The sequence below is a fragment of the Variovorax sp. V116 genome, from assembly GCF_041154435.1.
Lineage (GTDB): Bacteria > Pseudomonadota > Gammaproteobacteria > Burkholderiales > Burkholderiaceae_C > Variovorax > Variovorax paradoxus.
This window is the reverse complement of record NZ_AP028661.1, coordinates 4218985-4235665: the sequence shown is the minus strand read 5'-3', so window position 1 is coordinate 4235665 and position 16681 is coordinate 4218985. Positions and strand designations below refer to the sequence as shown.

Below are 16681 nucleotides of genomic sequence, written 5' to 3'. Positions count from 1 at the left end.
CTTACCAGGCGTGGAGTTGGTCGTCGGGGAAGCTGCCGTCCTTGACGGCCTGCACGTAGGCCTTGAGGGCGGGCAGCACGCCCGGCGCATCGGCCATGAAGTTGCGCACGAACTTCGGCATCTTTCCGAGGTTGATGCCCAGCATGTCGTGCAACACCAGCACCTGGCCGGCGGTGCCCTTGCCGGCGCCGATGCCGATGGTGGCGCAGTGCTTGAGTTCGGCGGTGAGTTCGGCGGCCAGCGCGGCCGGCACCATCTCGAGCACCAGCATGGTCGCGCCCGCGTCCTGCAGCGCATGCGCCTGCTGCTTGAGCAGCGCGCCGGCGTCGCCCTTGCCCTGCACGCGGTAGCCGCCCAGCGCATGCACGGTCTGCGGCGTCAGGCCCAGGTGCGCGCACACCGGAATGCCGCGCTCTACCAGGAAGCGCACCGTCTCGGTGGTCCAGCCGCCGCCTTCGAGCTTGACCATGTGCGCGCCGGCCTGCATCAGCACCGTGGCGCTGCGCAAGGCCTGCTCGCGCGATTCCTGGTAGCTGCCGAAGGGCAGGTCGGCAATCAGCCAGGCCGTGCCCTGCACACGGCGCAGGCCGCGCGAGACGCTGTCGGTGTGGTAGCGCATGGCGTCCAGGCTCACGCCCACGGTGCTGTTCAGGCCTTGGCAGACCATGCCGAGCGAGTCGCCGACCAGCAGGCAATCGATGCCGGCCGCGTCGGCCATGGCCGCAAAGGTGGCGTCGTAGGCGGTGAGCATCGAGATCTTCTCGCCGCGCGCATGCATGTCGGCCAGGCGCGGCAGGCTCAGGGGCTTGCGCGAGGCGGGCAGCGAGGCCGGCGGCAGCGTGCCGTAGGGCGAGGCTGGCGTGGTTTCCGGCGGTGGGGTGGTGGTGTTCGACATGGTTGGGTTTCTCCCTGCGGGCGTCGGTGGCCGGGCATCCTTGAGTGAAGAAAACGTGAAAAGCGGGTGGTTTTCAGTCCGCCGAGGGCACCAGCACGGTCGGTGCGGTCGGCTCGGCGAGCGAGGGATAGTCGCGGCTGAAATGCAGCCCGCGGCTTTCGTGGCGGGCCTGGGCGCAGCGCACGATCAGCTCGGCCACCTGCACCAGGTTGCGCAGTTCGAGCAGGTCGCGCGTGACGTGGAAGTTCGCGTAGAACTCCTGGATCTCGGCCTGCAGCAGCGCGATGCGGTGGCTCGCGCGCTCCAGGCGCTTGTTGGTGCGCACGATGCCGACGTAGTCCCACATGAAGCGGCGCAGCTCGTCCCAGTTGTGCGAGATGACCACGGCCTCGTCGGCATCGGTCACGCGGCTTTCGTCCCAGGCCGGCAGTTCGATGCGCTCGCGCGCCGGTGCCGCGGCAATGGCGGCGGCCGCGGCGCGTGCGAACACCATGCACTCGACCAGCGAATTGCTCGCAAGGCGGTTGGCGCCATGCAGCCCGGTGCAGGCGGTCTCGCCGATGGCGTAGAGGCCGGGCAGGTCGGTGCGCCCGGCCAGGTCGCTCAGCACGCCGCCGCAGGTGTAGTGCGCGGCCGGCACCACGGGAATCGGCTCGCGCGTGATGTCGATGCCCAGTTCCAGGCAGCGCGCGAGGATGTTGGGGAAATGTTCTTTAAGAAATGCCGGCGGCTGGTGCGAGATGTCCAGGTGCACGCAGTCCAGCCCGTGCTTCTTCATCTCGAAGTCGATGGCGCGCGCCACCACGTCGCGCGGCGCGAGTTCGGCGCGCTCATCGTGCTTTGGCATGAAGCGCGTTCCGTCGGGCAGCTTGAGCAGCCCGCCTTCGCCGCGCACCGCCTCGCTGATCAGGAAGGACTTGGCGTGCGGGTGGTAGAGGCAGGTCGGGTGGAACTGGATGAATTCCATGTTCGATACCCGGCAGCCCGCGCGCCAGGCCGCGGCAATGCCGTCGCCGGTGGCGGTGTCGGGGTTGGTGGTGTAGAGGTACACCTTGCCCGCGCCGCCCGTGGCCAGGATGGTGTGCGGCGCGCGGAAGGCCAGCACTTCATCGGTTTGGTCGTCGAGCGCGTAGAGGCCCACGCAGGCGGGGTCCTTCAGGCCGAGCCCGGTGCCGGTGACGAGGTCGACCAGCGTGTGGTGCTCGAAGAGCGAGATGCTGGGCGTGCGGCGCACCTGCTCGATCAGCGTGCGCTGCACGGCCGCGCCGGTGGCGTCGGTCACGTGCACGATGCGGCGCTGGCTGTGGCCGCCTTCGCGCGTCAGGTGCAGGCCGCCGCCTTCCTCGGAGAACGGCACGCCGAGTTCGCGCAGCCAGGCGATGGCCTCAGGCGCGCCCTCGACGACCAGCCGCGTGGCCTGGGGGTCGCAGAGGCCCGCGCCGGCGATCAGCGTGTCTTCCACATGGGCGTCGAAGCTGTCGCCCGCGGCCAGCACCGCGGCAATGCCACCCTGCGCCCAGGCGCTGGAGCCGTCGTTGAGCGCGCGCTTGGTCAGCACGGCCACGCGGTGCGTGGGCGCCAGGTGCAGCGCGGCGGAGAGGCCTGCAAGGCCGCTGCCGACGATGAGGACGTCGAAATCGTGCACGGCGGATTTCTCGGAAGTAGGAAAGAGGCTCAGGCGGGCGAGTAGGCCAGCCGCACGTAGATCGGCGCGAAGGCCTCGGCCTGCGTGATGTCGATCAGCGTTTCCTTCGCGAGCTCGAGCATCGCGATGAAGGTGACGATCAGCACCGGCGCGCCGCGCGACACGTCGAACAGCTTCTCGAATTCGACGAAGCGCTGCCCCTGCAGGTGGCGCAGCACGATGCTCATGTGCTCGCGCACGTTGAGCTCCTCGCGCGAGATCTTGTGGTGCTGCACGAGCTTGGCGCGCTTCATGATGTCGGCCCAGGCGTCGCGCAGCTCGATCACGTTCACATCGGGAAAGCGCGGCTTGAGCGACTGCTCGATGTAGACCTGCCCCTTCCAGAAGTCGCGTCCGTAGGTCGGCAGCGCGCTGATGGCGGCGGCCTGCAGCTTGGTCTGCTCGTACTCGAGCAGGCGGCGCACGAGCTCGGCGCGCGGGTCTTCGGCCTCTTCGCCGTCGGCCACCTTCTTGGGCGGCAGCAGCATGCGCGACTTGATCTCGATCAGCATCGCGGCCATCAGCAAATACTCGGCCGCGAGCTCCAGGTTGGTCTGGCGGATCTCGTCGACGTAGCTCAGGTACTGCCGCGTGAGCCCCGCCATCGGGATGTCGAGGATGTTGAAGTTCTGCTTCCTGATCAGGTAGAGCAGCAGATCGAGCGGGCCCTCGAAGGCCTCGAGGAAGACTTGCAACGCCTCCGGCGGGATGTACAGGTCCTTCGGCATCGCGAACAACGGCTCGCCATAGAGCCTCGCGAGCGCGACCTGGTCGACCACTTCGGGCATGCTGGCCACGAGCGTGTCGCTGTCCTCGTTGTCCTTCATCGGGTGCTTGCTATCATTTCAATAGCTGCGCACGACGGCGGCAAACGATGGATGCCGGCTGGGCACCATTACTTGGCTTGGGTCTGGTAGACGTACGGCTGCTGCGGCACGCGGGCTTCGCTGTACTCCTCGAGCAGGCTGCGGTCGAGGTGCTTGTCCCAGAGCAGGGCGCGGCCGGCACGCTGTTCGGCTTCCAGCGTCGGCTTCTTGGCTTTCATCTCCTCGATGAAGTTGGTGATCTCGGAGGTGTAGTGGGGGCGGCGGAAGATGGACATAGACTGGACCTTTGTGGCGCGAATTTTACCGGGGATGGAATGAAGCAGCGAAAACAGTGGCGGATCGGCATGGCGGCGGCACTGCTGGCGGGTGTGATCGGGCTTGCGGGCTGCGACAACCAGCGCATCAGCGAACTGGAAGAAGGCGTCTCCACCGAAGCCGACGTGCGCGCCAGGTTCGGCCAGCCCGAGAACATCTGGGATGCGCCCGGCGGCCGCGTGTTCGAGTACAACCGCCAGCCGCAGGGCCAGAAGAACTACATGATCACCATCGGCGCCGACGGCAGGATGAGCGCGCTGCGCCAGGTGCTGACGCCCGAGAACTTCGCCAAGGTGCAGCCGGGCATGATGATGGAAGACCTGCGCAAGATGCTCGGCAAGCCGGCGAAGATCACGCCCTATGCGCGGAAGCGCGAAACCGAGTGGGAATGGCGCTGGGTCCAGCCGCCGAATTCGCCCATGGTGTTCACCGCCACCCTCAACGACGACCAGCGCGTGGTGCGCAGCGGCTCGTCGCCCGACCGGAGCACCGAGGCCAACTAGCCTTCGGTGCCGTGCGGCTGGCCGCTCGTCAGTTCGTCGGCAAAACCCGAGCGCACGATCACCTCGAGCGGCTGCGGCTGCAGCGATTCCACCCGCAGCAGCCCGCCGCGCGCCAGCACCGCGCGGTGCAGCTGGCGCAGCGCGTCGACGCCCGTGGCGTCCAGGTAGATGAGGTGCGTGGCGTCGAGCACCACCGTCATGCCGCGCGGCGCGCTTTCGGCCGCGTTGACGGCCTCGTCCAGCTTGGCCGCCGCCCCGAAGAACAGCGCGCCGTAGAGCCGGTAGGTGAGCACCGGCGGCTGCATCGTGACCAGCTCGACGCTGAACAGCTCGCTCATGCGCCGGATGAAGAGCGCGCAGGCCAGCACAAGGCCCACCTGCACCGCCACCGTCAGGTCGAACACCACCGTGAGAAAGAAGGTGTCGAGCATCAGCAGCCGGTAGTGGCGGCTGAAGTGGCGCAGCTGCCCCGGCGTGAACTCGCGCCATTCGCCCATGTTCAGGCCCACGAAGACCAGGATGCCCGCCAGCACCGCGAGCGGCACGTGGCGCGCGAGCGGCGCGGCCAGCAGCACCACCACCATCAACGTGAGCGCATGCACGATGCCCGCGATCGGTGAACTGGCGCCCGAGCGGATGTTGGTCACGGTGCGCGCGATGGTGCCGGTGGCCGGCATGCCGCCGAAGAAGGGCACCACCACGTTGGCGATGCCCTGGGCCATCAGCTCCTGGTTCGGGTCGTGGCGCGGCTGGCCGCTGACCTGGTCCGACACGCGCGCGCACAGCAGCGACTCGATGGCGCCCAGGATCGCGATGGTCAGCGTCGGCGTGACCAACTGCTTGACCGTTTCCCATGAAAAGTCGGGCAGCGCAAAGGCCGGCAGGCCTTCGGGAATGCCGCCGAAGCGCGTGCCGATGGTCTCCACCGGCAGGCTGAAGCCCCACGACACCAGCGTGAGCGTGACCAGCGCGACGATCGGCCCCGGCATGCGCGAGCCCACCTGCACCGCGCGCGTACGCGCCATGCGCCCGGCCAGGCGCTGCACCGCATGGCCCACCTTCGATTCGCCCTGCAGCAGCAGCGGCCAGATCGCGAGGCCGGCCAGGCAGGCCAGCCCGAGCGCGAAGGCATAGGGATTGAAGGTGCCGATCTGCAACGCCATGGCATGCAGCTGCGAGAACACGTCCGCCGGCATCTTGGCGACCGTGAGCCCGAGCAGGTCCTTGAGCTGCGACAGCAGGATGAGCACCGCGATGCCGTTGGTGAACCCGACCACGATCGACAGCGGCACGAAGCGCACCAGCCGCCCGAGCCCGAACAGCCCCGCCGCGAACAGCAGCACGCCGGCACAGGCGGTGGAAATCAGCAGGTTGGCCGCGCCATAGCGTTCGACGATGCCGTAGACGATCACGATGAACGCGCCGGCCGGCCCGCCGATCTGCACCGCCGAACCGCCCAGCAGCGAGATCAGGAAGCCCGCGATGATCGCCGTCCAGATGCCGGCCTCGGGCTTGAGCCCGGAGGCGATGGCAAAGGCCATGGCCAGCGGCAGCGCCACGATGCCCACCGTGGCGCCGGCCCCCAGGTCCTTGAAGAAGCGCTCCCGGCTGTAGCTCGCCATCGCGTCCAGCAGGCGCGGGCGGAAGCGGGTGATGTTCAGCGGTGACTGCATGTGGCGCCATTGTGACCCGCGCGCCGCGTGCGCAGGAAGGCTTGCGGGCAGCGCGGGGGCGCCGCCGGCTCAGTCGCTGTCGGGAATCACCGCGTCGGCGGCCGCGCCCACGGCCTTGCCGGTGATGCGCGCGGTGCCGATGGCGGCATCGGCCGCGAGCCCGACCGCGCCGGCGCCCACGCTCACGGCGGTGCTGGCCACGGTGACCACGGCGCAGCCGCCCAGCAGCAGGGCGCCGGCGAGGCCGAGCGCCGCGAGAACGAAAGGTCGGAAGCGGGGGCGGGGGCTTTGCATGCGCGGATTTTGCACCCGCGCGCTCAGGGCGGCGCCAGCCCCGCGAGGATGGCCTCGCGGTCCTGGTCCAGCCGCGGCGGTTGCCTGGCCACCTGCGTGCGGTGGCCGCCCACGTGCACCGGATTGCCCGCCACCGTGAGCGGCCGGCCGCCCTGCGTGCGGACCTGCACCAGCATCTCGCGCGCCTGCACCTGCGGATCGTTCACCACCGCGGCCACGTCGTTGTAGCCGCCCGTGGGAATGTTGTGCTGCATCAGCAGCGCCTGCCAGTGCGCGCAGGGCGCCGCGGCCAGGCGCTGCTCCAGCAGCTGCTTCAGTGCCTCGTGGTGCCGGCAGCGCTCGGGGTTGGTGGCAAAGCGCGCATCCTCGGGCAACGCCGGCAGTTCGAGCGCCGCGCACAGGCGCTGGAACAGCGCATCGTTGCCTGCCGCAATCACGAACCAGCCGTCCGCCGCGCGGAACACGTCGAAGGGCGTGATCGACGGATGCCGCGAGCCGATCGGCCCCGGCGCGCGCCCGTCCGCTTCCATGCGCGAGATCGCGTTCTCCAGCAGCGCGACCTGGCAGTCGAGCATCGCCACGTCCACGCGGTCGCCCAGGCCCGTGCGCCCGCGCTGCAGCAGCGCGGCCTGCGTGCCGATGGCCGCGTACAGGCCGGCGCCCAGGTCGCCGATCGACACGCCCACGCGCGTGGGCGGCGCGCCCGGGTGGCCGGTCAGGCTCATGATGCCGCCCATCGCCTGCACCACCATGTCGTAGGCGGGGCGCCGGCTGTAGGGGCCGGTCTGGCCGAAGCCCGAGACCGAGGTGAACACCAGCCGCGGAAAGCGCGCATGGAGCTGCGGCCAGCCGTAGCCGAGCTTCTCCATGGTGCCGGGCCGGAAGTTCTCGACCAGCACGTCGGCCGTGGCCAGCAGCTGTTCGAAGACGGCCCGGTCGGCCGGTGCCTTCAGGTCCAGCGCGATCGACTCCTTGTTGCGGTTGACCGACATGAAGTAGGCCGAGTCGCCGTCGACGAAGGGCCCGATCTGCCGCGCGTCGTCGCCCAGGCCGGGCTGCTCCACCTTGATCACGCGCGCGCCCAGGTCGGCGAGCAGCAGCGTGCAGTAGGGTCCTGCGAGCACGCGCGTCAGGTCGATGACGGTGAAGCCCTGCAGCGGGCCGCCTGGCAGTTCTTGCGGTGCGGCCGGGGTCATTCGACGGTCGCGCCGGAGCGCTCGGTGAGTTCCTTCGATTTCGCGCCCTCGGCCAGCGCCCAAGTGCGGAACTCGGCCAGCGACTTCGAGGGCGCCGCCTCGTTGCCCGATTTCTCGAGCCGCGCCTTCACCTCGGGATCGTTGAGCGCCGCCACGCTGGCGTCGAACAGCTTCTGCGCCAGTTCGGGCGGCAGGCCGGCCGGTGCGAACAGGCCGAACCAGAAGGTGAAGTCGTAGCCCTTCACGCCGGCCTCGGCGACGCTCGGCACGTCGGGAAAGAGCGGCGAGCGCTGGCCCGAGGTGACGGCCAGAACGCGCAGCTTCTGGCCCTGCGCCATCGGCAGCACCGAGGGCGGTGTGCCGAAGGTCAGCTGCACGTCGCCGGCGGCCACGGCCTGGATCGACGGCGCGCCGCCCTTGTACGGCACGTGCAGCATGGTCACGCCGGCGGCCTTCTCGAACGACAGGCCCGCCAGGTGCGTCACCACGCCGGTGCCCGACGACGAATAGGCCAGCTTGCCCGGGCTTTGCCGCGCCTGGGCGATGAGCGCCTGCACGTTCTGCGCGCTCACGTCCTTGTTGACCGCGAGCAGCATCGGCGCGGAGCTCCAGCGCGAGATGGGCACGAAGCTCCTGGCGCCGTCGTACTTCACGGCCTTGTAGAGCAGCTTGTCGCTGCCGTACAGGTTGCCGCTGCCCAGCAGCAGCGTGTAGCCGTCGGGCGCCGCGCGCGCGACCTGGTCCGACGCGATGGTGGTGCCCGCGCCGGGCTTGTTGTCGATGACGATCGGCTGGCCGAGGATCTTGGCCAGCTTGTCGCTCACGATGCGCGCCACCGTGTCGGCGCCGCCGCCCGCGGGGAAGCCCACCACCAGCGTGATCGGGCGCGAGGGGTAGCTGTCCGCGAGCGCGCCGGCCGAGGCGAGCCATGCCACGGCCGCGAGCGAAACGGCCCGTATTTCTTTTTTCATGCCTTGTCTCCTGTGTCTTGTCGATGTGCCGGAGGAGCCGCGCTCAGCGGCCCTTGAAGACCGGCGGGCGCTTCTCGCGCCAGGCGCGGCCGCCTTCGGCCAGGTCTTCGGATGCGACGGTGCGCTGCACCTCGCGCTGGATCGAGGCGGCATCGGCCGTGCCGCGCGCGATCTGGTTCAGGTGCTTCTTCATGCCCAGCAGCGCGAGCGGCGCCATGCCGGCGAGCGTGGTGCGCAGGCGCAGCACTTCGGCGTCGAGCGCCGCTGCGTCGTCCACCAGCTGCGTGAGGAACCCGCAGTCGCGCATCGCGCTGCCGTCGAGCTTCTCGGCCGTGAGGAAGAGCCGCTTGGCCGTGTCCAGCCCAAGGCGGGAGACATAGCGCTCCATGCCGCTCTGGTAGTAGTGCAGGCCGAGCCGGGCGGCCGGCATGAACATCTCGGCGGCGCGCACGCCCACGCGGAAGTCGCAGGCCAGCACCAGGTCGGTGGCGCCGCCGAACACGCCGCCATGCACCGCCGCAATGGTGACGGCGCGGCAGTTTTCCAGCGCATCGACCATCTCGCCGAAGCTGCGGCCCTCGGTCTGGCTGCTGGCGGCGACCTCTGATATATCGTAGCCGCTGCAAAAATATTTACCTTCGGAGCGAACGACCAGCACCAGCACGCTGGGCGAGCCGTTCACCGTCTCCAGATGGCCAACGATGGCGGGCAGGTCCTCCGGCGTCAGCTTGTTGGCGGCCTGCGGCCGGCGCAGCGTGAGGTAGGCGACGTGGCCGTCGATCTGGAGGGTGGGAAGCATTGATGTACCAAAGAGATCAATTGATATATCTACAAGGTTAGCTAATATCCACGCACCCATGCAACCCGCGAAAACCCTTGACGCCAGCAGCCTGCAGGACCAGATCCGCGGCCGGCTTGAAAAAGACATCCTGGACGGCACGCTGTCGCCCGGCATGCCGATCGACGAAAAGGCGCTGGCCGCGAGCTTCAACATCTCGCGCACACCGGTGCGCGAGGCCCTGCTGCTGCTGAGCGCGCGCGGGCTGGTCGACATCGTTCCGCGCACCGGCATCTACGTGCGCCAGCTGCGCGCCAACGAACTCGTCGCCATGATGGAAGCGCTGGGCGAACTCGAAGGGGTGCTGGCGCGGCTCGCAGCGCTGCGCATCGGGCCGGCGCTGCGCATCGAACTGCAGCGCGCGCTCGAAGGCACGGCCGCCCGGGCGCAGGCGGACGACGCGGAGGGCTACCAGCTTGCCAATGCCGCGCTGCACGACGTGATCTACCGCGCGAGCGGCAACCCGTTCATCGTCGAACAGGCGCAGACCGTGCGCCTGCGCATTGCGGCCTACCGCGGGCGGATGTTCGAGAAGCCCGGTCGCCTGGCCGCGTCGCAGCGCGAGCACGAGCGGGTGGTGGAGTGGATCCTGAAGGGCCACGCGGACAACGCCGCGGAGGCGATGCGCGACCACATCTCGGTGGGCGGCAAGGTGTTTGCCGACCTGGTGCTGGTCAACAAGCTCGGCTAGCTACCCAGCCGCAGCCTGTTTCTCAACGAACGCGCATGCCCGGCGTTGCGCCCGGCCAGGGCTCGAGCACATGAATGCCGGGGTGGGCCTTTTCGTCGCCATGGCTCGCGGCCAGCACCATGCCTTCGCTGATGCCGAACTTCATCTTGCGTGGCGCGAGGTTGGCGACCAGCACCGTGAGCTTGCCCACGAGCTGCTCGGGCTGATAGGCCGATGCGATGCCGCTGAACACGTTGCGGGTCTTTCCCTCGCCCGCATCGAGCGTCAGGCGCAGCAGCTTGGTCGAGCCCTCGACCTTCTCGCAGGCAACGATCTTCGCGATGCGCAGGTCGATCTTCACGAAGTCGTCGATGGTGATCGTGGGCGCGATGGCTTCGCCGCCCGGCAGTGCATCGGCGGTGGCGGCTTCGGCCGCAGCAGCCGGCACCTCGGGCGCGTCGAACAGCTTGTCGACGATCTTGGCGTCGGCGCGCTGCATCAGGTGCTTGTACTCGCCGATGGCGTGGCCGGCCGGCAGGCTCTGCGCGGCGTCGGCCCAGGCGAGCGGCTCGATCCGGAGGAAGGCCTCGACATTGGTGGCGAGCGCCGGCAGCACCGGCTTCAGGTACAGCGTGAGCAGGCGGAAGGCCTCGATGCACACGGTGCACACGTCGTGCAGCCGCGCTTCCTGGCCTTCCTTCTTGGCCAGTTCCCAGGGCTTGTTCTGGTCGACGTATTCGTTCACCTTGTCGGCCAGCGCCATCACCTCGCGCAGCGCGCGGGCGTAGTCGCGGCCGTCGTAGAGCGAATGCAGCTGTGGTGCCGCATCGCGCAGCGCGAACAGCAGTGCGTCGCCGTCGGCCGACACTTCGCCCAGCCTGCCGCCGAAGCGCTTGCCGATGAAGCCGGCCGCGCGGCTCGCGATGTTGATGTACTTGCCCACGAGGTCGCTGTTGACGCGCGCCACGAAGTCCTCGGGGTTGAAGTCGATGTCCTCGTTGCGGCCGTTGAGCTTGGCCGCGATGTAGTAGCGCAGCCATTCGGGGTCCAGGCCGATCGACAGGTACCGCAGCGGGTCGATGCCGGTGCCGCGGCTCTTGCTCATCTTCTCGCCGCTGACCGTGAGGTGGCCGTGCACGTACACCGCATCGGGCGCCTTGCGGCCGCTGAAGTGCAGCATCGCGGGCCAGAACAGGGTGTGGAAGGTGATGATGTCCTTGCCGATGAAGTGCACCTGCTCCAGGTCCGGGTCGGCCATGTACTCGGTGTACGAGATGCCGTCGCCGCCGAGCTCGATGCAGCGCTTGTCCAGCAGGTTCTTGAGCGAGGCCAGGTAGCCCACGGGCGCGTCGAGCCACACGTAGAAGTACTTGCCCGGCGCATCGGGAATCTCGATGCCGAAGTAGGGCGCGTCGCGGCTGATGTCCCAGTCGCCGAGGCCGCCCTTGCCTTCGTCGTCCTTGTAGAGCCACTCGCGGATCTTGTTCTGCACTTCGGACTGCACGTGGCCGGGCGCGGCGGTCCATTCCTTCAGGTAGGCCTCGCAGCGCGGGTCCGAGAGCTTGAAGAAGAAGTGGTCGGAGCTGCGCAACTCGGGCTTGGCGCCCGACAGCGCCGAGTAGGGGTTGATCAGCTCGGTGGGCGCGTAGACGGCGCCGCACACCTCGCAGTTGTCGCCGTACTGGTCCTTGGCGTGGCAGTTGGGGCACTCGCCCTTGATGAAGCGGTCGGCCAGGAACATGCCCTTTTCGGGGTCGTAGAACTGCTCGACGCTCTTGGTTTCGATCAGGCCGTTGGCGCGCAGGTCGCGGTAGATGTCCTGCGCGAGCTGGTGGTTCTCGGGCGCGTCGGTCGAGTGCCAGTTGTCGAACGAGATGTAGTAGCCGTCCAGGTAGGGCTTGCGGCCCGCGGCGATCTCGGCCACGAAGGCCTGCGGCGTCACGCCGGCCTTGTCGGCCGCGATGGTGATGGCCGCGCCGTGCGCGTCGTCGGCGCACACGAAGTTGACCTCAGCGCCATTCATTCGCTGGTTCCGCACCCAGATGTCGGCCTGGATGTATTCCATCATGTGGCCGATATGGAACTTGCCGTTGGCATACGGCAGGGCGGTGGTGACGAAGAGCTTGCGCGGGGCGGACATCGGGGAGGGCGCTTTCGGGGAGTGGCGACGAACTTGCGGGAACCGGGCATTTTAGGTGGCAGCATCGCAGCATGCCGAATGCCATCGATCTCACCGCCTACATCGCCGGCTTTGCCGCCTCGCCGCTCGCGCGCTGGGGTGGGCTGGCGCCCTGGGAAATCACCGCGCGGGCGGCGGAAATCGTCCGCGAACTGCTCGCGGCGCTGCCGGCGGGCGAATTTGCCGTCGAAGGCGAAGTGGCGATCCACCGCAGCGCCAACGTGGAAGCCGGCGCAGTGCTGAAGGGGCCGTTGATCATTGGCGCCGGCTGCTTCGTGGCGGCCGGCGCCTATCTGCGCGGCGGCAACTGGGTGGGCGAGCGCTGCACCCTCGGCCCGGGCTCGGAACTCAAGTCGTCCTTCGTCTTCGCGGGCACGGCCCTTGCGCACTTCAATTTCGTCGGCGATTCGGTGCTGGGTGCGGGCGTGAACCTGGAGGCCGGCAGCATCGTCTGCAACCACCGCAACGAGCGTGCCGCCAAGCAGATCTTCGTGCGAGGCGGCGAGGGCGGCGCATTGCAGGCCACGGGCAGCGAGAAGTTCGGCGCGCTGGCGGGCGACGGCGTGCGCATCGGTGCCAACGCGGTGATCGCGCCCGGCGCGCTGCTGCGTCCCGGCCTCGTGATCGCCCGCGCTTCGCTGCTCGACCAGGAGTTGCCGGACCCCCAGTGACCCGAAAGGCGCCGGGGTGTCTCCGGCGCGACGTATGCTCCATCCCGCGCGTTTTGCGAACGCCCTCTCTGCTGATAGGGCAAAGAGATATACAAGATGGATATACAGAAAGCGAGTTTCCGATGACCACCCCCATTCCCGCAACCCTGATTCCCGGCGATGGCATCGGCCCCGAGATCGTCGACGCCACCCTGGCCGCGCTCGATGCGCTGAAGGCGCCCTTCGAATGGGACCGCCAGATCGCCGGCCTCGGCGGCGTCCAGGCCTCGGGCGATCCGCTGCCGCAGGCCACGCTGGACAGCATCCGCCGCACCCGCCTGGCCCTCAAGGGCCCGCTCGAGACGCCCTCGGGCGGAGGCTACCGCTCGTCGAACGTGCGGCTGCGCGAGGAATTCCAGCTCTACGCCAACCTGCGCCCCGCGCGCACCATCATTCCGGGCGGCCGCTTCGACAAGATCGACCTGATGGTCGTGCGCGAGAACCTCGAGGGCCTGTACATCGGCCACGAGCACTATGTGCGCATCGACGGCGATCCGCACGCCGTGGGCATGGCCACCGGCATCAACACGCGCCAGGGCTGCCTGCGCCTGCTCGAATACGCCTTCGAGACCGCCATTGCCGCCGGCCGCAAGAAGGTCACGCTGGTGCACAAGGCCAACATCATGAAGGTGCTGACCGGCCTGTTCCTGGAGACGGGCCTCAGGCTCTACGAAGAGAAGTACAAGGGCAAGTTCGAGCTCGACACCATCATCGTCGACGCCTGCGCGATGAAGCTGGTGCTCAATCCGTGGCAGTTCGACATGCTGGTGACGACCAACCTGTTCGGCGACATCCTGTCCGACTTGGTGGCGGGCCTGGTGGGCGGCCTGGGCATGGCGCCCGGTGCCAACATCGGCGCCGATGCGGCGATCTTCGAGGCCGTGCACGGCTCGGCGCCCGACATCGCCGGCAAGGGCATCGCCAACCCCACGGCACTGCTGCTGGCCGCCGCGCTGATGCTCGAGCACGTCAGGCTGCCCGATCTGGCCACGCGCCTGCGCAAGGCCATCGACGACACGCTCAACGTCGACAAGGTGCGCACCGGCGACCTGGGCGGCAGCGCCGGCACGGCGGCGTTCACCAAGGCGCTGGTCGCCCGCATCCAGAACGGCTGAAGCCAGAGGCGGCTTTCCGTGGCTTCATGAGAAAGCTGCTGCTCCTGCTGGCCCTGTGCCTGGCCGGCGCGGCCAGCCTGGCCTCAGCGGCTGCCGCCGAACCGCGCTACACCGTCGTGAAGATCGACGTGCGCAAGGAGCGGCTCGAGCTGTTCCTGCACGATGACAGCGGCGCCCCGTTCAAGCGCTTCGACCGCCTCGAAGCCTGGCTCGCCGCGCGCAACCGGCAGCTCGTGTTCGCGATGAATGCCGGCATGTACCACGCGGACTTTTCCCCGGTCGGCCTGCTGGTACAGGAGGGACGCGAGGAGGCGCCGCTCAACCTGGCGGCCGGTGCGGGCAACTTCTTCCTCAAGCCGAACGGCGTGTTCCTGGTGTCCGATGCGGGGCCGCGCGTGGTCGAGTCGTCCGAATATGCGGCGCTGCCGAAAGAGGGCGTTCGGCTGGCGACCCAGTCGGGCCCGCTGCTGCTGCGCCGCGGCGTGGTGCATCCCGCCTTCATCCCGGATTCCGATTCGCGCAAGATCCGCAACGGCGTGGGCGTGTCGGGCCACACGGCGATCTTCGTGATCAGCGAGCAGCCGGTGAACTTTTACGAGTTCGCGCTCTACTTTCGCGACGTGCTGCATTGCCGCGACGCGCTCTACCTCGACGGCACCGTGTCGGCACTGCATTCGCTTGCCTTGCGGCGCAGCGACTTCACCCGGGAGCTGGGACCGATACTCGGCGTGGCGGTGCCGTGAACAGCCGGCCCTTGCCGCCCTCGTTTTCATTCAGGATTCCTTGAGCAATGACCCAGGCCCTTCCCATTCTTTCGCTCGTCGAAACCCGCGTGCTCGGCGTGCTGGCCGAGAAGCAGCGCACCGTGCCCGACAGCTATCCGCTGACGCTCAATTCGCTGGTGTCCGGCTGCAACCAGAAGACCAGCCGCAACCCGGTGCTCGACCTGAGCGAGGCCCAGGTGCAGGCCGCCATCGACAGCCTCAAGGGCTACAGCCTGGTGGCCGAAACCAGCGGCGGCCGGGCATTCCGCTACGAGCACAACATCGACCGCGTGCTGCGCATTCCGTCGCAGTCGGTGATCCTGCTCACGGTGCTGATGCTGCGCGGTCCGCAAACGGCGGGCGAACTGCGCATCGCCTGCGACCGCATGCACAACTTCGCGGACATTTCGTCGGTCGAGGCTTTTCTCGACGAGCTCGCCGAGCGGCCGGCCGGCGCGCTGGTGGTGAAGCTCGCGCGGCTGCCGGGCGCGCGCGAAAGCCGCTGGGCGCACTTGCTGAGCGGCGCGCCGGCGGAAGAAGTTGCGGGGCCCGCGGGTGCGTCGTCCGATGCTGCTTACGGCGCGCACGATGCATCGCTCGGCGAGGTTGCCGCGCTCAGGGCCAATGTGGCGCGGCTCGAGGCCGAGCTCGCGTCGCTGAAGGCGCTGGTGGGGCGGGTGTGCTCGGAGCTTGGGATTTCCGAGGCGGGGTAGCGCGTTGAGGAGTGTTCCTGGCGACAGCGGCGGTGCGCGCTGACCTGCTTCAGGCCGCCGCATCCCACCCGAAGAACCGCAGCACCTCGCTCTGCTGGCGCAGCGTGTCGGCCCGCCCGAGCGCCATCAGCTCGCGCGTGTAGCCCGCCTCGAACAGCAGGTAGCTCGCGAGCGCACCGCCCTTCACGTCGGCCGCAACCTTGGAGCCGCCCAGCAGGTGGCGCACCGCGCCGGGCAGTGCATCGACATGGCGCGCCGCGATCACGTCCAGGCGCTCCGACGGCGCGATCACCAGCAGGTCGAGCGGGCGCAGCGTGCTCGATGCGCGCGCTTCCTCGGGAATGAGGCCGAGCGTGTGGTTGATGCGCCGCAGCCGCTCGATGTCCACCGCCAGCGCATCGAGAAAGATGCTCGACAGCGCATGGCCCGCGATCTGCGCCATGGTGGGATAGCCGCTGTAGGTGTTGGGCGCGTCGGCGTCGCGCGGCTCGTGCATGCGGCCTGCGCCGATCACCAGGATGCGCTGGGCACCCAGGTGGATGGCCGCGGCGATGGGCGCCGACTGGCGCATCGAGCCGTCGCCGAAATATTCGGTGTGCCCCTGCATCGGCAGCGCGGTGGCCGGAAACACGAAGGGAATGGCCGACGAGGCCAGCAGGTGCGCGTGGCTGAGGCGGTCGCGCACCGACAGCCGCTGCGAGCGCACCCAGGGCTCCATCGGCACCGCGGCCTCGAAGAAGGTGACGTGCTCGCCCGAGCTGTAGCTCGAGGCAGTCACGGCCAGCGCCTGCAGGTGGCCCTGCTGCATGAGCCGGGGCAGGCGCTCGAGCGGCACCATGCGCGCCAGCAGCTCGGCCAGCGGCGCGTTGTCCAGCAGCGAGCGCGGTTTGATGCGCATCCAGTTGGCGGCAAAGCGCCCGAGCCCGAGCAGCATGCGCCAGCGCGTGCCGCTGCCGAGCACGGAGAGCGAATCGGCGCGGTAGACCTGCCCGGCGTGAAAGTCGCGCCAGACCTGCGCGATGCGCTCGACGGCCCCGTCGAAGTCGTCGGCGCCGCAGGCCAGCGCGGCCGCGTTGATGGCGCCGGCCGAGGTGCCGGTGATCACTTCGAAGGGATTGCGCCGGCCCGCAAGGCCCGCTGCGCGCCGGAGGCCGGCAATGGCCTCGAGCACGCCGACCTGGTAGGCGGCCCGGGCGCCGCCGCCGGTGAGCAGGAGTCCGGTGGCGGGAGGTGTCTCTGGCATTGGATGGGTGTTGTTGTCCCCGGTGGGGGAAAGGCGATGCATGCGCACCCGGGGGCGAGCCATGAGACCCACTAGACTACCCGCCATTCAG

17 protein-coding genes are annotated in these 16681 nt (G+C 68.9%); 6 read left to right on the top strand and 11 right to left on the bottom strand.

The features are described from left to right. Position 1: 1 nt before the first annotated feature. The 4 genes from panB to ACAM58_RS20050 form a co-directional block, all read right to left on the bottom strand. Positions 2-895 (bottom strand): 3-methyl-2-oxobutanoate hydroxymethyltransferase, encoded by an 894-nt coding sequence (gene panB, locus ACAM58_RS20065; RefSeq protein ID WP_369663404.1) that lies wholly within the window; start codon positions 893-895, stop codon positions 2-4. Positions 896-968: 73 nt separating this feature from the next. Further along, positions 969-2540, bottom strand: coding sequence for an L-aspartate oxidase (gene nadB, locus ACAM58_RS20060; protein ID WP_369663403.1), 1572 nt, complete (start codon positions 2538-2540; stop codon positions 969-971). Positions 2541-2569: 29 nt separating this feature from the next. Continuing rightward, complete coding sequence (locus tag ACAM58_RS20055) at positions 2570-3406, bottom strand: ScpA family protein (RefSeq protein ID WP_015866865.1); 837 nt, start codon at positions 3404-3406, stop codon at positions 2570-2572. Positions 3407-3474: 68 nt separating this feature from the next. Next, entirely contained in the window at positions 3475-3681 is a 207-nt protein-coding gene (locus ACAM58_RS20050) for a DUF3460 family protein (protein WP_015866864.1), read from the bottom strand. A gap of 69 nt (positions 3682-3750) precedes the next feature. On the opposite strand from ACAM58_RS20050, the gene ACAM58_RS20045 reads away from it, so the two are divergent. Further along, positions 3751-4224 carry an outer membrane protein assembly factor BamE gene (locus ACAM58_RS20045; protein ID WP_369664503.1) on the top strand — a complete coding sequence of 158 codons (474 nt, stop codon included), beginning with the start codon at positions 3751-3753 and terminating at the stop codon, positions 4222-4224. Here ACAM58_RS20045 and ACAM58_RS20040 read toward each other — a convergent pair. The 5 genes from ACAM58_RS20040 to ACAM58_RS20020 form a co-directional block, all read right to left on the bottom strand. Next, positions 4221-5897, bottom strand: coding sequence for a SulP family inorganic anion transporter (locus tag ACAM58_RS20040; protein ID WP_369663402.1), 1677 nt, complete (start codon positions 5895-5897; stop codon positions 4221-4223). The two genes, ACAM58_RS20045 and ACAM58_RS20040, sit on opposite strands and share 4 nt — an antisense overlap. A 69-nt stretch (positions 5898-5966) precedes the next feature. Beyond that, the gene (locus ACAM58_RS20035) at positions 5967-6191 is read right to left on the bottom strand and encodes a hypothetical protein (RefSeq protein WP_015866861.1); all 225 of its coding nucleotides are present in this window, start codon (positions 6189-6191) and stop codon (positions 5967-5969) included. A gap of 23 nt (positions 6192-6214) precedes the next feature. After that, complete coding sequence (locus ACAM58_RS20030) at positions 6215-7387, bottom strand: CaiB/BaiF CoA transferase family protein (RefSeq protein WP_369663401.1); 1173 nt, start codon at positions 7385-7387, stop codon at positions 6215-6217. Beyond that, complete coding sequence (locus tag ACAM58_RS20025) at positions 7384-8358, bottom strand: Bug family tripartite tricarboxylate transporter substrate binding protein (RefSeq protein WP_369663400.1); 975 nt, start codon at positions 8356-8358, stop codon at positions 7384-7386. Before ACAM58_RS20025 ends, ACAM58_RS20030 begins: the two co-directional genes overlap by 4 nt. 43 nt (positions 8359-8401) lie before the next feature. After that, on the bottom strand, positions 8402-9157 hold the full coding sequence (locus ACAM58_RS20020) for an enoyl-CoA hydratase/isomerase family protein (protein ID WP_369663399.1): 756 nt from the start codon (positions 9155-9157) through the stop codon (positions 8402-8404). A gap of 58 nt (positions 9158-9215) precedes the next feature. Here ACAM58_RS20020 and ACAM58_RS20015 point away from each other — a divergent pair, with 58 nt between their 5' ends. Then, a complete protein-coding gene (locus ACAM58_RS20015; RefSeq protein ID WP_369663398.1) occupies positions 9216-9887 on the top strand; it encodes a GntR family transcriptional regulator in 672 nt (223 codons plus the stop codon). A 22-nt stretch (positions 9888-9909) separates the two neighbouring features. Here ACAM58_RS20015 and metG read toward each other — a convergent pair whose 3' ends face one another. Further along, on the bottom strand, positions 9910-12006 hold the full coding sequence (metG, locus tag ACAM58_RS20010; RefSeq protein WP_369663397.1) for a methionine--tRNA ligase: 2097 nt from the start codon (positions 12004-12006) through the stop codon (positions 9910-9912). A gap of 71 nt (positions 12007-12077) precedes the next feature. Between metG and ACAM58_RS20005 the strand changes: the two genes are divergently transcribed. The 4 genes from ACAM58_RS20005 to ACAM58_RS19990 all read left to right on the top strand — a co-directional run bounded on the left by ACAM58_RS20005 (position 12078) and on the right by ACAM58_RS19990 (position 15347). After that, entirely contained in the window at positions 12078-12716 is a 639-nt protein-coding gene (locus ACAM58_RS20005; RefSeq protein WP_369663396.1) for an LpxA family transferase, read from the top strand. A gap of 122 nt (positions 12717-12838) precedes the next feature. Then, a complete protein-coding gene (locus tag ACAM58_RS20000) occupies positions 12839-13870 on the top strand; it encodes an isocitrate/isopropylmalate family dehydrogenase (RefSeq protein ID WP_027730190.1) in 1032 nt (343 codons plus the stop codon). 26 nt (positions 13871-13896) lie between these two features. Continuing rightward, on the top strand, positions 13897-14613 hold the full coding sequence (locus ACAM58_RS19995; protein ID WP_027730191.1) for a phosphodiester glycosidase family protein: 717 nt from the start codon (positions 13897-13899) through the stop codon (positions 14611-14613). Positions 14614-14660: 47 nt separating this feature from the next. Then, positions 14661-15347, top strand: a complete 687-nt coding sequence (locus ACAM58_RS19990) for a YceH family protein (protein WP_369663395.1) — start codon at positions 14661-14663, stop codon at positions 15345-15347. A gap of 49 nt (positions 15348-15396) precedes the next feature. On the opposite strand, the gene ACAM58_RS19985 is transcribed toward ACAM58_RS19990, so the two are convergent. Continuing rightward, on the bottom strand, positions 15397-16590 hold the full coding sequence (locus ACAM58_RS19985) for a patatin-like phospholipase family protein (RefSeq protein WP_369663394.1): 1194 nt from the start codon (positions 16588-16590) through the stop codon (positions 15397-15399). Positions 16591-16681: the final 91 nt, after the last annotated feature.